Consider the following 12,988-nt stretch of genomic DNA (forward strand, 5'->3'; position numbering starts at 1 on the left):
TGATTCACTGACCGGCCGGTTCCCACGGCCATACCTGCGACGGATGCCGCGACAGCCGCGTCGGCCACGCGCGGGCATCCCGGTCCCCTCGCCACTTGACGAGCTCGAATGCGACCCGGCCCTGGTGCACTTCCTTCGCGCGCCGGAGGCCGAGCCCGAACTCCGGCCACCCGAGAAGCGCCGACGATCCGCGGGGCCGGAGATCCCGCTCGCCGTGGTTCGCGACGGCGTGGCCGGCGTGGGCCTCGATGAGCATCGCGACGCCCCGATCCCGGATGGAGTCGAGCGCGGCGAGCACCGGGGCGGCGTCGTCGTCGTTGTTGATCGAACCCTTCGTGAGCCGGTACAGCGGGCCGATCATCAGGAGGTCGGGCTTCTCCTGGTCGAGCAGCTTGTGCACGCTGCCGAGCACGTCCGCGCGGGTCACGTCGGACCGCGGCATGAAGCGGAGCTTGATCGAGTCCCCCGGGTCACGCGCGCCGCGCAGCTTGGCCTCGTCCGCGATGCTGCGCACCGCACGACGCCACTGCCGCTCGCTGTTCTCCGCGTCGATGACGACGACCTTGATCGGCTGCACCGGCACGAACTGGAACGGGTGCAGCCCCGCGGCCGTGAGCACACACACCTGCCGCAGCAGCGTCGACTTGCCGCCGCCCTCGATGCCGGTCAGCATCAGCCGGTCAGAGCGCTCCAGGAGACCCGGAACGACCCAGTCGTACGCGTCCTCGTGCTCGGGGACGTCGAGGATCTCGCGCAGCGTCTTCGACGTGTCGGCGTTCGACGTGAGGTCGCGGTCACGCAGCAGCGTGAGGTTCGACATCGCCCGCTCGAGCGCGGCCGTCTCGTCCTTCGCCGCGTCCTCGCGCAGCTGCGTCGCGACGACCTGCAGCTCGCGCCGCAGCGCCGCCCGCCGGACCATGCCCGCGTAGTAGCCGGCATTCGACACCGTGGGGACGTTGTCCATCCAGGTGCCGAGCTGCGTGAGGTCGACGCCGCGGACGTCCCAGACGTCGAACTTCTCCCAGACGGTCATGTAGTCGATCGGCTCGCGGTCGGACTGCATCCGGCAGATGCCGCCGTAGATCGCGCCGAGGCGGATGTCCTCGAAGTCGGCCGGGACGACCTCCTCCATCACCGACCGCAGGATCGACGGCGACTGCAAGATCGCGCCGATCACGTACTTCTCCGCCATGGCGACCGACGTCGACGTGTCGGCGCTCACCGGAACATCCATTCGTCCTCGGCAGCGATCGCGGGACGCTGGTCGCCGTCACGCGCAGCCTCGGCCTCGTCGTCCCAGCGTCCTGCGTTCAGCCAGGACGACGGGTGCGGGATGAACTGCTTGTCGGGCAGGTTCGGATCCGCGGCGTACCGGCGAGCGCCGGCCACGATGACAGCCGGGTCGGTCGTCTTGGCCGCGCGCTCGAACGCCCTCTGCGCCGCGGCCCGGCCGACCTTCCTCGGGTACGCGAAGTAGAACTCATCGAACGTCGCCGTCGGCGCCGTCGGCACTTCGAGCCCATCCCCAGAGAACAGACCATGTTCTTCTGACTGGTCTTCTATAGGACTGGTGTTCTTAGTAGCGGATTGGCCGCTAGCGGATGACCCGTCAGCGGTCGACCCGTTAGCGGCTGATCCACCGGTGACGGAAAACCCGCTCGCGGTGGGCGGTTCCTGGAGCTCGTACTCGACCTCGTTGAACCGGCCCTGCTCGCCGCGGGACTGCGACACCCGCAGGTAGCCGGCGTCCTTCAACTCGACGAGGCCCGACTTGATCGCGTCGCGACCCTCGATGCCTGCCTTCTGCAGCGCGGACACCGAGACGTGCCAGCCGACTCGGTGCGACATGATCTCGACCAACAGCCCGCGGGCCTTTCGCGACAGCCGCTCATCGCGGGCCCATGCGTTCGGGACCTGCGTGAACTTGCCCTCGAAATCGAGGTGCGTTCTCCTCACGCCCATGGCGTGTCCTCCACTTCCACTGCTCGACCGTTGGCGGTCAGCAGAAACCAGCGACCCGCTTTGTCGCGGGCGCGAACGTTGATGGGTTCGAACTCGGGCGTCGTCGCGAGGCGACGGATCGCGAGGCCGAGGTCGAGCGCTTGATCGGGGTGCTCGGTGACCCAGCCGTGGCATCCGGTGTTCCCGGTGCCGCAGAGGATCAGCGCGTTCGGGTACGACGTGTCGTCGCCGCGGCGCCCCTTCCGGTGGTGCAGCGACCAGCCGCCGGCGAGCATCGATCCCCGGAGCGAGAAGGACAGCGGGCGACGGCAGTAGAAGCACCGCTGCCCCTCTCGCTCGAAGAACAGGTGGCGGACCTTCGCGGCGGAGTACTCGGCGCCCATCACTGCCGCCCCTCGCCGCGGTAGACCAGCTCGACCTGCTTGCCGATTGACTGCAGCCGACTGGTGTAGTCCGACAGGAGGTTCCCGACGCGACGCGCCTCCTCGAAGGCCACGGCGGCCCGGTCGTATGCGCGCCGCTCCTCGGCGATCGCGAGCGTCACCCGCGCGGAATGCTCCCGGACCGGGTACTTGGCGACATCCAGGACCGCCTGCGCGCGCTTCGCATCCAGCTCGCGCTTCCGATCCTTCTTCAGGGCTTCCGCCTTCGCCGTCAGCTTCGGCATCCTCGCGGCCCATCGGGAGACGTCCGTGAGCTGCGAGATCACCCAGTCCGGAGTGAGGATCTGCGCGTCGTCGAGCGGGTGCGCAACGACCCGCGCATCCTCCGTGTATCCCTCGACAGACTCGACGGTCACCATCTCGCCGTTCGGCCAGACGAGCGACTGATCCTCGTGCTCGCTCATGCCATCGCCGCCGTCTCACGGACCGCGACACGCTCGGACGGTTGCCGCTCGAGGACGATTTCCGCGCCGCCCTCGGTGCGGACGACGAAGTGCGTGGCCCGCGCGCCGGGGACGATCGAGATGACCGTCCCCGTCACGCCCTGCGCCACCACGACGTCGCCGACCCGCAGGTGGGTGACCCGCAGTGCACCCGGGATGAACCCGGCGAGCACCCGCCAGTCGGCGTTGTCGAGCGTCCACTTCACGGCCGCCCGGAACGCGTCACCCTCTGCAGCGCGGAGGTCGTTAGTGTCGACGCCGAAGTTCGCCGGCTGCGCGACGTACTCCCGCACCGCCTCGTCGACGTCGCCACGGAGCCCGTTCACGATTGCCCGCCCCACTCCGCCAGCTCCTCGGGAGTCGGCCGCAGAGGGTCGTCCTCCCCCGCCACCGGCTCTGACGTCGCCGTGGACGGCTCAGCAGGATCTGCGGGGGTCGTGACCTCACCGGACGCCTCGGTGACCGCAGAGGGCAGCGGGTCGCGCTGCGCCGAGCGGGTACCCGGCTCCAGCGTCGGCGCCGCGGCGCGCGGCGTCTGCGGAGCGGCATCGGCGTTCAGCGCCTGGTCCATCTCCTCTTCCGCGTAGAGCCCGGACAGCTCCATCGGGAACGCCTTGCGGAGCGCGAGCGCCTCCGCCACCTTCGCGATCATGACCTCGGGCATCCGGGCCCACATGTCGCCCGGGACCTTCCTGCCGGTCTTGCGCCGGTTGTCGTACGACCCCTCGTACTCGTCGATGAGCTGCACGTACGACGCGAAGCGCGCGACCGCGACGAGCGGCTCGTCGAAGTCCCGGCGAAGCACCGTCGCGCGGGCGGCGAGCGGCGCACCTTCGGCGACCCAGACGTCCGTCCAGGTGGTGCCGTCGGCGGTCCACTCCACCGGCTTCTGGCCGGCGTACTGCCGCGACCGCTCGGCGACGAGTCGGAACCCGTCGATCGACACCTGGATGCCCCACTTGCCGCCGCGCTCGATCGCGTAGATCTGACGGGCGATCGGGTCGAGCCCCGTGCGCTGGCAGTGGGCGAGGAAGGCGACGACCGTCGGCCGCGGTGCGGCTTCCGGGGCTTTGCCCTTCTTCCGCACCACGAGGCCGGCGGCGTCGAGCAGCGCCTTCTCGTCGTCGGTCCACAGCTCCGGGTCGGACGTGGTCGGGAGCGCGATCGTCGGGCGACGCTCGATCGTGCCGGCGCTCACAGCCAGCCCTGCCCGGGACGGTACAGCTCGCCGACGACCATCGAGTCCAGTTCGGACTCACCCCGGGGACCGTCCATCGCCTTCGCGACGCCGATCACCGACTGGAAAATCGCCCACACGTCATCGCCGCGGACCATCTCGACGATGTTGTACCGCTCCTCCTCGAGGTGAATCACGACGTGGTCGGTGATGCCGAGGTCAGCCATCGGCACCTCGCCCTCACCCTCACCGACGTAGAAGTCGCCGCGGGCGTAGCCCTCGAGCTGGAGCGCGTTGTCGCCGTAGACCGCCTTCGCCGTCTTGATGTCGGCGAGGAACACGCGCCCCGGGAACAGCGGCGACCGGAACACGAGGTCGAACGTCCCGCCGTACGGGGTCGACAGGTTGCAGATCGCACGCTCGACGGCGATCGGCTCGACCTGCCACTCGTTCAGGAACCGGACGTACTGGTCGACCTTCTTCGCGACCTCGTCGGGGATGCCGTCGACGCGCTCACCGGTGACGAGGCGCTGGCCGAACGAGTGCACCGCGGTGCCCTTCACGGCCGCCGTGTTCCGCTTCCGCTCGTGGGCCTTCGCCACGGTCATGATGAACTCGGAGTAGCCGGCCTTCGACAGCTCCTCACGCTGCTCCCACGCGAGCTGCGCGGCCTCATTCGCCGCCCAGTTGATGAGCGCGGGCTTCGGCATCCCGAGGCTGAGGATCTTCGTGACGGAGATGATCTTCTGGCCGTCGAGCAGGTATCCGTGGTTGCGGCCGTAGTTCCGTCGACGGAAGCGACCGGCGCTGACGCCGGCGAGGGCGGGTGCTGCGGCGGCCATCAGTCGTCGATCTCCGGCAGGTCGAGCGCCTCGACGCCCGTCCGTGCCTTCATCGCGGCGTCACGCAGCGCGCTCGCGGCCTTCACCGCGTCCTCGTTGTGCAGCGGCTCGATCGAGAACGCCTTCATCACCGGGTACGTCTGACCGGCGATCGTCTTGGTGACGACCTCGTCGAGCTGGTAGGTGACGATCGCGATGACGGGCTGCGGATCCGCGGCCGAAGCGATCAGCTCCTCCTCGATGCCGAAGAAGCCGTTGCGCTCCTCGGGCGGCACGCCACGGGCGAATGAGGTGGGCTTGGTCTCCATGGTTTCTTCCTCTCTTCCGACGGCTCAGGCGGCCGTCGTCACCGGCCACGCGACCTTCGCGTGCGCCGAAATCTGCTTCTTGGACAGGACGCCGGGCCACGGCATCCCCAGGGCGTGCGCGCCAGCAGCGGCGAGCACCGCGGCATCCGCCACGTCGAACCGGCCAGTACCCGTCTTCGGGATCTGCGCACGCGGGAACAGCTCAAGCACCGCGGCGTGCACATCGGCCTTGCCCGCGTTGCCGTTGTCGGTCGCCAGCAGCGCCCGAGTCTTGGGCGACAGCAGCACCACCGGCCCGCGGGCAAGCAGCTGGTCGATGAGCATCCACCGGAGCCCGGCGCGCTCGTCAGCGAGGGCCGCGAACTTCTGGTTCATCGACGGGCCCTCAACCACCGCGAGGTCGAACCGGTCCGGGGTGAGCGCCAGGACCTCGCGAAGCATCGCGCGCTGGCGGCGACGCATCCCGAGCGGCGAGACATCCTCGATCGCATCGATCTTCGGGCGGCCCCACGTCCAGCCGACGGCCTCGACCTGATCGAACGCGCCGACACCGAGATCGATCTGCGCGACACCGGTGATGCTGAGGCTTGTGTCGTAGCCCATGACGGTGCTCACGAGATCGCCGAGATCCCGAACACGAGCAGCATGAGCACGGCAGCGCCGAAGCCAGCGAGCGAGGCCAGCGCGACACGCGCCAGCACCTCGTCGTCCCGGCTCACGCGGACGTCGACACCCTCGCCGCCGCGAGCGGGCACAGGTGCCGGCAGCTCGGGAGTGGTCGTCAGGTCGATGGTCATGTCTCTTCCTTGGATTGGTCAGGTCGCGTCAGGGCGCGACGAATAGCGGTCCGCAGCGGGTGCCGCGACGCGAGGGTGGAGGTGGGGTGCGGTGCGCGAGTGCGCTACTGGAGGGAACCCGCCGGGGACTCGGCGATGGGGGAAGCCGAGGCGCTGGGGGACGCGAGGTCCCCGGCGGGGGTCTGGGATCGGCGCGGCATGGCCAGCGCGATGAAGATGAAGGGAGCCGACCAGCAGACGAAGTCAGCCGAGTTGAGGACGGGGGCGGCGGCGGTCGGCGCCGCGAGGATGACGAGAACGACCAGCACTACGATGCCGAGAGCGCGAGCAGCGATACTCACGACTGCTCCCGAGTCGTCACGCGCTTCGCCTCGACCCAGCAAATGATGTCGGCCTCGCTGTAGAGAGTGACGTGCCCGCGCTCTCCCGTGGGCTTGAAGTAGGCCGGGCCCTTGCCCGACGCGCGGAGGTCCTTGAGGTTCGCGACGGTCATGCCGGGGATGAGTTCGCAGACCTGCTCGGGCGAAAGGTAGCGCTTGGTGGATGCGGCGGCGGGAGCCGGGCGCAGCTGCACGACGGGCGCAGTCACGAGGCCACCGCCATCGCAGGCTGCATCGCCGGAGAGACGAGAGCCGAAATGTCGATCTCGAGGTGCGCCGCGATCTTCGCGAGTTCCTCGACCTCGAAAGACTGCTCGCCGCGGATGCGTGCATAAACGGCGTTCTTGCCGATGCCGAGCACGGGGATGAGGTGCTCACGGGAGAGGTTGCGTCGGGCCAGTTCGGCCCTCACTGCACCCGCCACCCGGAGCGAGAAGTCGGTAAGTTCGGTTGCCATGCGGGAGACGGTACCGATTTCCGTACCGTCTCGCAACCGAAATCAGTACTTATTGCCGAAAGTACCGAAATTGGGTAGCGTCTACCAACGTGACCCCCCGAACCTTCAACTGGCGCGTGATCGACCAGATCGAGAAGCTCATCAACGACAGCGGCCTGACTCGCGCAGAGATCATCGCCCGCTCCGGCATCCGCCGGAACACGTTCTTCGTGAAGATGCGCGGAGAGACCGCGCTCACGACCGACGACATCTCGAAGCTGGCCGACGCGCTCGGCGTCGAGCCGGAGGTCATCTTCACGAGGGCTGCAGGAGAACGAACCGCGACCGTCACTGAGCTGCGCCCGCGTGGAGATGTCGGAGCCAGCCGAGAGGATCTCCCTGCTGCGGCACGCAAGGCCGATCCGGACCGCGGCGAGGAGCAATGACACCTGACGACCAGATCCACGATGCTCTCGACGCGATGGGCGTGCGCATCGAGTACGCGGCTCTCCCCGCTGACCGAGACGGCGAGTACGTCCACCAGCGGAAGCTGATCCGGCTCCGTCACGGGATGACGAACCGCCTGCACCGCTCCGTCCTGACCCACGAATGCGCGCACGCTGTCTTCGGCGACGAGCCGTCGATGTTCGGACCGCTGAACGCCAAGCAAGAGCGCCGTGCGGACGAGTGGGCAGCGATGCGACTCATCCGCCACGAGGATTACAGGAACTCGGAAGCGATCCACCACGGCCATGCCGGCGCTATGGCGCACGACCTCGGCGTCGTCCGCAGCATCGTCGAGGCGTACCAGCGCATCCTGCTGCGCGTGGGCGACACGGTCTACATCGCGCCGAAGATGGGCGCCGGGATGTGGGCGCACCGCGAGGAGATCGCCTGACGTGGCCGGCTCGATCGACCCGTACGAGACGGCAAAAGGCCGCCGATACCGGGTGCGCTACCGGAAGCCTGACAAGTCTCAGACCGATAAGCGCGGCTTCAAGACGAAGCGAGATGCCGAGCTGTTCTTGGCGTCGGTGACCGTGTCGAAGGCCCGCGGCGAGTATGTCGACCCGTCAGACGGGCGCCGCACCCTCAGCATGTTCAGCGAGCAGTGGAAGGCGGAACGCCTCGCTCTACTCAAGCCCTCATCTCGTCACGCGATGGAGACCGCCTGGCGCGTGCACGTCGAGCCGAAGTGGGCGAGCCGAGGTGTCGCCGGGATCAGCGAGTCGGAGATCGCGGCGTGGGTCGCCGAGATGCTCGCGGCTGGGAAGTCAGCGCAGACCATCCGACGGATCGTGTTCGTGCTCTCCGGCGTGCTTGCGATCGCCGTGCGAGAGCGCGCACGCCCGACGAACCCCGCGGCCGGGATTGCGCTCCCGAAGAAGCGTCGGAAGCCGGCGCGCTACCTGACGCACGCGCAGGTCGCGACACTGGCTCAAGCGGCCGGCGACAAGTCGCTCGTCATCGAGTTCCTCGCGTACACGGGCCTGCGCTGGGGTGAGGCTGTCGCGCTACGTGTGCGCCACATTAACATGCTGCGGCGACGGATCTCCGTCGAGGAGAACGCCGTCACGGTGAAGGGCACCTACGAGATCGGAACGCCGAAGTCCGGGCTCGCTCGCATCGTCCCAATGCCGCCCCATCTCGTGCAGGAGCTCGCGCGACTCTGCGAGGGCAAGGGCCCCGACGGCTTTTTGTTCGGCGATGGCGCTGCGCCGCTCGCCCACACCCATGCGACCAGCGGATGGTTCGCGAGAGCGGTGAAGGCGGCCCAAGCGATAGACGCGACGTTCCCTCGCATCACTCCGCACGACCTACGGCACACCGCGGCGTCGCTCGCGGTCTCGTCGGGCGCGAACGTGAAGGCCGTACAGCGGATGCTCGGACACGCTTCGGCGGCAATGACGCTCGACGTCTACGCCGACCTATTCGACGATGACCTCGACGCGGTGGCCGCTGCGATGTCCGTCGCTCGCGCGTCAGCGGTTTCGTGACACGCCCGGGATCCCAACTTGCGGCGGGGGGCATACGTGAACGATGCTGTCTGTTGATCCCACCGTGCGTCGACCGCAAGGCTGACCCCCCCGTGAACGACAAAGACCCCCGACCGAAGTCGGGGGCCGATGCCTTACTCAGCTGATCGAATTACGCTGCTGCAACAGCCTCGACCAGATAACGGAACGCGCATTCTCCCTTGCGGTCGATGCACGGCGGGAACGTCGCTCCACGTTCGTGGAAGCTGACGATCCCGTGCTGGTCAGCCCACGTTCCGTCGAACGGGACGCGCTGACCGGTCTTCCAGGAGCCGTCAGGCCCCTGAGGGAAGTGTTTCGTCATTGCGGGGTACCTCCTTTCGATGCAGTTCGCCCCGATGCGGATGCCGGGGACAACGGGCGAAGGGCCCTCGCGGGTATGCGCGAGGGCCCTTCGAATCGGGTTGCCGAGGAGCGCGACGAGAACGTCGCGCTGAATCGGTGTCGATGAGCCGTGGGCAGAATGTGGGCACGGGAACGCACCTGCCGCTGTCGATCGATCGTGGTGCTGCGCTTGCTCATCTTCACCTCCTCTGCAGAATTCTCTATTGGTCAGGGACTTTAGAAGTCCCAGTCCTCGTCTTCGGTGGCCTCGGCCTTTCCGATGACGTACGACGAGCCCGACCCCGAGAAGAAGTCGTGGTTCTCGTCGGCGTTCGGCGACAGGGCCGAGAGGATCGCCGGGTTCACGTTGGTGACCGTGGCGGGGAACATCGCCTCGAAGCCGAGGTTCATCAGCGCCTTGTTGGCGTTGTAGTGCAGGAACTTCTTGACGTCTTCAGTCAGGCCGACGGCGTCGTAGAGGTCCTGCGTGTACTGCACCTCGTTGTCGTAGAGCTCGTAGAGCAGCGAGAACGTGTAGTCCTTGATCTCGTCGCGCTCGGCCTGCGTGAGCTGCTCGTAGCCCTTCTGGAACTTGTAGCCGATGTAGTAGCCGTGCACGGCCTCGTCACGGATGATGAGGCGGATGATGTCGGCGGTGTTCGTCAGCTTCGCCTTCGCCGACCAGTGCAGGGGCAGGTAGAACCCCGAGTAGAAGAGAAACGACTCGAGCAGGGTCGAGGCGACCTTGCGCTTGAGCGGCTCGTCGCCACGGTAGTAGTCCATGACGATCGAGGCCTTCTTCTGAAGGTTCGGGTTCTCGACCGACCAGCGGAACGCGTCGTCGATCTCGGGGGTCGAGGCGAGCGTCGAGAAGATCGACGAGTAGCTCTTCGCGTGCACCGACTCCATGAACGCGATGTTCGTGTAGACGGCCTCCTCGTGCGGCGTGATCGCATCGGGGATGAGCGAGACGGCGCCGACGGTGCCCTGGATCGTGTCGAGGAGCGTCAGCCCCGTGAACACGCGCATGGTGAGCGTCTGCTCATCGGGCGTCAGCGTGTTCCACGACTGGATGTCGTTCGACAGCGGCACCTTCTCGGGCAGCCAGAAGTTGTTCACCAGACGGTTCCAGACTTCGAGGTCTTTATCGTCCTGGATGCGGTTCCAGTTGATCGCCTGCACGTGGTCGACGAGCTTGAGCGGTTCGGGAGTCATGTCGCTTCAGTTCCTGGTTCGGGTTCCGGCATCCGTCACAGCATGCAGCTGACGCACTCGGACATGTCGGTGCCCTCGAGCGCCATCTGCCGCAGGCGGATGTAGTAGATCGTCTTGATGCCCTTGCGCCAGGCGTAGATCTGGGCCTTATTGATGTCGCGCGTGGTCGCGGTGTCCTTGAAGAACAGCGTGAGCGACAGACCCTGGTCGACGTGCTGGGTCGCGGCGGCGTAGGTGTCGATGACCTTCTCGTAGCCGATCTCGTACGCGTCCTCGTAGTACTCGAGGTTGTCGTTCGTCATGAACGGCGCCGGGTAGTAGACGCGGCCGAGCTTGCCTTCCTTGCGGATCTCGATCTTCGACGCGATCGGGTGGATCGACGACGTCGAGTTGTTGATGTACGAGATCGAGCCGGTCGGGGGCACCGCCTGCAGGTTCTGGTTGTAGATGCCGTGCTGCTGGATGGATGCCTTCAGCTCGCGCCAGTCGTCCTGCGTCGGGATGTGGATGCCGTCGAACAGACCCTTCACCTTGTCGGTCTGGGGCGCCCACTCCTGCTCGATGTACTTGTCGAAGAACTCGCCCGACGCGTAGGTCGAGTCGGGGAAGCCCTCGAAGTACGTGCCGCGCTCGATCGCGATCTTGTTCGAGGCCCGCAGCGCGTGGAACAGCACCGTGTAGAAGTAGATGTTCGTGAAGTCCAGGCCCTCTTCCGAGCCGTAGTGGACGTGCTCGCGCGCCAGGTAGCCGTGCAGGTTCATCTGACCGAGACCGATCGCGTGCGAACGGTCGTTGCCGTCCTCGATCGAGCGGACCGAGGCGATGTGGCTCTGATCGCTGACCGCGGTGAGGGCGCGGATGCTGGTCTCGACGGTTTGGGCGAGGTCCTTGCCGTCCATCGCGAGCGCGATGTTCATCGACCCGAGGTTGCAGGAGATGTCCTTGCCGATCTGGGCGTACGAGAGGTCCTCGTTGTACGTCGTCGGCGTGTTGACCTGGAGGATCTCCGAGCACAGGTTCGACATGTTGATCCGACCCTTGATCGGGTTGGCCTTGTTCACCGTGTCCTCGAACATGATGTACGGGTAGCCCGACTCGAACTGGATCTCGGCGAGGGTCTGGAAGAACTCACGAGCGTTGATCTTCGTCTTCTTGATGCGCGCGTCGTCGACCATCTCGCGGTACTTCTCGGTGACCGAGATGTCGCCGAACGGAACGCCGTAGACCTTCTCGACATCGTAGGGCGAGAACAGGTACATGTCCTCGCCGTTCTTGGCGAGTTCGAAGGTGATGTCGGGGATGACGACACCCAGCGACAGCGTCTTGATGCGGATCTTCTCGTCGGCGTTCTCGCGCTTGGTGTCGAGGAACTTGAGGATGTCGGGGTGGTGCGCCGACAGGTACACCGCGCCGGCTCCCTGACGCGCACCGAGCTGGTTGGCGTAGCTGAAGCTGTCTTCGAGCAGCTTCATGACGGGGATGATGCCCGACGACTGGTTCTCGATCTGCTTGATCGGAGCGCCGGCCTCGCGGATGTTCGACAGCAGCAGGGCCACGCCGCCGCCGCGCTTGGAGAGCTGCAGGGCGGAGTTGATGCCGCGGGCGATCGACTCCATGTTGTCTTCGATGCGGAGCAGGAAGCACGACACGAGCTCGCCGCGCTGGGCCTTGCCCGTGTTGAGGAACGTCGGGGTGGCGGGCTGGAAACGACCCGAGATGATCTCGTCGACGAGCTGCATCGCGAGGTTCTCGTCACCGTCGGCGAGGCCGAGGGCGGTCATGACGACGCGGTCCTCGAAGCGCTCGAGGTAGCGCTTGCCGTCGAAGGTCTTCAGCGTGTAGCTCGTGTAGTACTTGAACGCGCCGAGGAAGGTCTCGAAGCGGAACTTCTTGCCGTAGGCGAAGTCGTTGAGCTTCTGGATGAACTCGAGCGAGTACTTCTCGATGACCTTGGGCTCGTAGTACTCCTTCTCGACGAGGTAGTCGAGACGCTCCTTGAGGGAGTGGAAGAAGACCGTGTTCTGGTTGACGTGCTGGAGGAAGTACTCCCGCGCGGCGCGCTTGTCGGCGTCGAACTGGATCTTGCCGTCCGCGCCGTAGAGGTTGAGCATCGCGTTGAGGGCGTGGTAGTCGAGCCCGTCGAAGCGCGCGTCGACCTTGAAGCCGTTATCGGTCAAGGCTGTTTCCAGTGCTGATTCCACCATCGTTCCAATCCTGCGCTCACGCGCTCGACGTCTTCGGGCGTGCCGAACAGTTCCACCTTGTCCAAGTGCGGCACGGAGCACTTGCGACTGATGATGTCGCCGGCGAGGCAGTACGACTCGCCGAAATTCGTGTTGCCGGTGGAGATGACTCCCCGGAGGAGGGTGCGGTTGCGCACGTCGTTCAGGAAGCGAACGACCTGCTTGGGCACCGCACCCTTCTCCTCACCGCGCCCCTGTCCCCCGCCGTAGGTGGGGGTGACGAGCACGAAGGGCTCGGTCATGACGAGGGGCGTCGGTGAGGAGTGAAGGGGGATGCGGAGCGCCGGCAGTCCGAGCTTGTCGATGAATCGCGCGGTGTTGCCGGAGACGCTCGAGAAGTACACGAGCAGAGGCGCCCGCGTCGCGACCGCCGTGCTCATGG

Annotated in this window: 19 protein-coding genes; 3 read left to right on the forward strand and 16 right to left on the reverse strand. The window is 66.6% G+C overall.

The genetic code is table 11. The features are described 5' to 3' along the window. Positions 1-4: 4 nt before the first annotated feature. From VC184_RS09440 to VC184_RS09500, 13 genes are all read right to left on the reverse strand, one after another. The gene (locus tag VC184_RS09440) at positions 5-1,222 is read right to left on the reverse strand and encodes an AAA family ATPase (protein WP_323985922.1); all 1,218 of its coding nucleotides are present in this window, start codon (positions 1,220-1,222) and stop codon (positions 5-7) included. Beyond that, a complete protein-coding gene (locus tag VC184_RS09445) occupies positions 1,219-1,956 on the reverse strand; it encodes a hypothetical protein (protein ID WP_323985923.1) in 738 nt (245 codons plus the stop codon). Before VC184_RS09445 ends, VC184_RS09440 begins: the two co-directional genes overlap by 4 nt. Then, entirely contained in the window at positions 1,953-2,348 is a 396-nt protein-coding gene (locus VC184_RS09450; protein ID WP_323985924.1) for a hypothetical protein, read from the reverse strand. The genes VC184_RS09445 and VC184_RS09450 overlap by 4 nt, the downstream gene beginning before the upstream one ends. Further along, positions 2,345-2,809 carry a hypothetical protein gene (locus tag VC184_RS09455; protein WP_323985925.1) on the reverse strand — a complete coding sequence of 155 codons (465 nt, stop codon included), beginning with the start codon at positions 2,807-2,809 and terminating at the stop codon, positions 2,345-2,347. The genes VC184_RS09450 and VC184_RS09455 overlap by 4 nt, the downstream gene beginning before the upstream one ends. Then, on the reverse strand, positions 2,806-3,174 hold the full coding sequence (locus VC184_RS09460) for an aldose epimerase family protein (protein WP_323985926.1): 369 nt from the start codon (positions 3,172-3,174) through the stop codon (positions 2,806-2,808). The genes VC184_RS09455 and VC184_RS09460 overlap by 4 nt, the downstream gene beginning before the upstream one ends. Further along, on the reverse strand, positions 3,171-4,046 hold the full coding sequence (gene bet / locus VC184_RS09465) for a phage recombination protein Bet (RefSeq protein ID WP_323985927.1): 876 nt from the start codon (positions 4,044-4,046) through the stop codon (positions 3,171-3,173). Before bet ends, VC184_RS09460 begins: the two co-directional genes overlap by 4 nt. Beyond that, positions 4,043-4,867, reverse strand: coding sequence for a hypothetical protein (locus VC184_RS09470; protein ID WP_323985928.1), 825 nt, complete (start codon positions 4,865-4,867; stop codon positions 4,043-4,045). The genes bet and VC184_RS09470 overlap by 4 nt, the downstream gene beginning before the upstream one ends. After that, entirely contained in the window at positions 4,867-5,175 is a 309-nt protein-coding gene (locus tag VC184_RS09475; RefSeq protein ID WP_323985929.1) for a hypothetical protein, read from the reverse strand. Before VC184_RS09475 ends, VC184_RS09470 begins: the two co-directional genes overlap by 1 nt. 24 nt (positions 5,176-5,199) lie before the next feature. Next, positions 5,200-5,790 (reverse strand): hypothetical protein, encoded by a 591-nt coding sequence (locus VC184_RS09480; protein WP_323985930.1) that lies wholly within the window; start codon positions 5,788-5,790, stop codon positions 5,200-5,202. After that, positions 5,787-5,972 carry a hypothetical protein gene (locus VC184_RS09485; protein WP_323985931.1) on the reverse strand — a complete coding sequence of 62 codons (186 nt, stop codon included), beginning with the start codon at positions 5,970-5,972 and terminating at the stop codon, positions 5,787-5,789. The genes VC184_RS09480 and VC184_RS09485 overlap by 4 nt, the downstream gene beginning before the upstream one ends. Before the next feature lie 104 nt (positions 5,973-6,076). Next, positions 6,077-6,313 (reverse strand): hypothetical protein, encoded by a 237-nt coding sequence (locus VC184_RS09490; protein ID WP_323985932.1) that lies wholly within the window; start codon positions 6,311-6,313, stop codon positions 6,077-6,079. Beyond that, the gene (locus VC184_RS09495) at positions 6,310-6,561 is read right to left on the reverse strand and encodes a helix-turn-helix transcriptional regulator (protein ID WP_323985933.1); all 252 of its coding nucleotides are present in this window, start codon (positions 6,559-6,561) and stop codon (positions 6,310-6,312) included. The genes VC184_RS09490 and VC184_RS09495 overlap by 4 nt, the downstream gene beginning before the upstream one ends. Next, entirely contained in the window at positions 6,558-6,809 is a 252-nt protein-coding gene (locus VC184_RS09500) for a helix-turn-helix domain-containing protein (protein ID WP_323985935.1), read from the reverse strand. The genes VC184_RS09495 and VC184_RS09500 overlap by 4 nt, the downstream gene beginning before the upstream one ends. A gap of 89 nt (positions 6,810-6,898) precedes the next feature. Here VC184_RS09500 and VC184_RS09505 point away from each other — a divergent pair, with 89 nt between their 5' ends. The 3 genes from VC184_RS09505 to VC184_RS09515 are packed head-to-tail and all read left to right on the forward strand — an operon-like array spanning position 6,899 to position 8,785. Further along, complete coding sequence (locus VC184_RS09505; RefSeq protein ID WP_323985936.1) at positions 6,899-7,234, forward strand: helix-turn-helix domain-containing protein; 336 nt, start codon at positions 6,899-6,901, stop codon at positions 7,232-7,234. After that, positions 7,231-7,686 carry an ImmA/IrrE family metallo-endopeptidase gene (locus VC184_RS09510; RefSeq protein ID WP_323985937.1) on the forward strand — a complete coding sequence of 152 codons (456 nt, stop codon included), beginning with the start codon at positions 7,231-7,233 and terminating at the stop codon, positions 7,684-7,686. Before VC184_RS09505 ends, VC184_RS09510 begins: the two co-directional genes overlap by 4 nt. 1 nt (position 7,687) lies before the next feature. Then, positions 7,688-8,785: a tyrosine-type recombinase/integrase gene (locus VC184_RS09515; RefSeq protein ID WP_323985938.1), complete on the forward strand. Its 1,098-nt coding sequence runs from the start codon at positions 7,688-7,690 to the stop codon at positions 8,783-8,785. Positions 8,786-9,385: 600 nt separating this feature from the next. Here the strand turns inward: VC184_RS09515 and nrdF are convergent. Genes nrdF through nrdI form a run of 3 tightly spaced genes read right to left on the reverse strand, consistent with a single transcriptional unit; the run spans position 9,386 to position 12,986 of the window. Continuing rightward, on the reverse strand, positions 9,386-10,363 hold the full coding sequence (nrdF, locus tag VC184_RS09520; RefSeq protein ID WP_094259728.1) for a class 1b ribonucleoside-diphosphate reductase subunit beta: 978 nt from the start codon (positions 10,361-10,363) through the stop codon (positions 9,386-9,388). A 35-nt stretch (positions 10,364-10,398) separates the two neighbouring features. Continuing rightward, positions 10,399-12,567, reverse strand: coding sequence for a class 1b ribonucleoside-diphosphate reductase subunit alpha (gene nrdE, locus VC184_RS09525; protein ID WP_023954601.1), 2,169 nt, complete (start codon positions 12,565-12,567; stop codon positions 10,399-10,401). Beyond that, the gene (gene nrdI, locus VC184_RS09530; RefSeq protein WP_023954602.1) at positions 12,537-12,986 is read right to left on the reverse strand and encodes a class Ib ribonucleoside-diphosphate reductase assembly flavoprotein NrdI; all 450 of its coding nucleotides are present in this window, start codon (positions 12,984-12,986) and stop codon (positions 12,537-12,539) included. Before nrdI ends, nrdE begins: the two co-directional genes overlap by 31 nt. Positions 12,987-12,988 lie beyond the last annotated feature (2 nt).

Source organism: Microbacterium plantarum (assembly GCF_035231185.1).
In the GTDB taxonomy this organism is placed as follows: domain Bacteria; phylum Actinomycetota; class Actinomycetes; order Actinomycetales; family Microbacteriaceae; genus Microbacterium; species Microbacterium plantarum.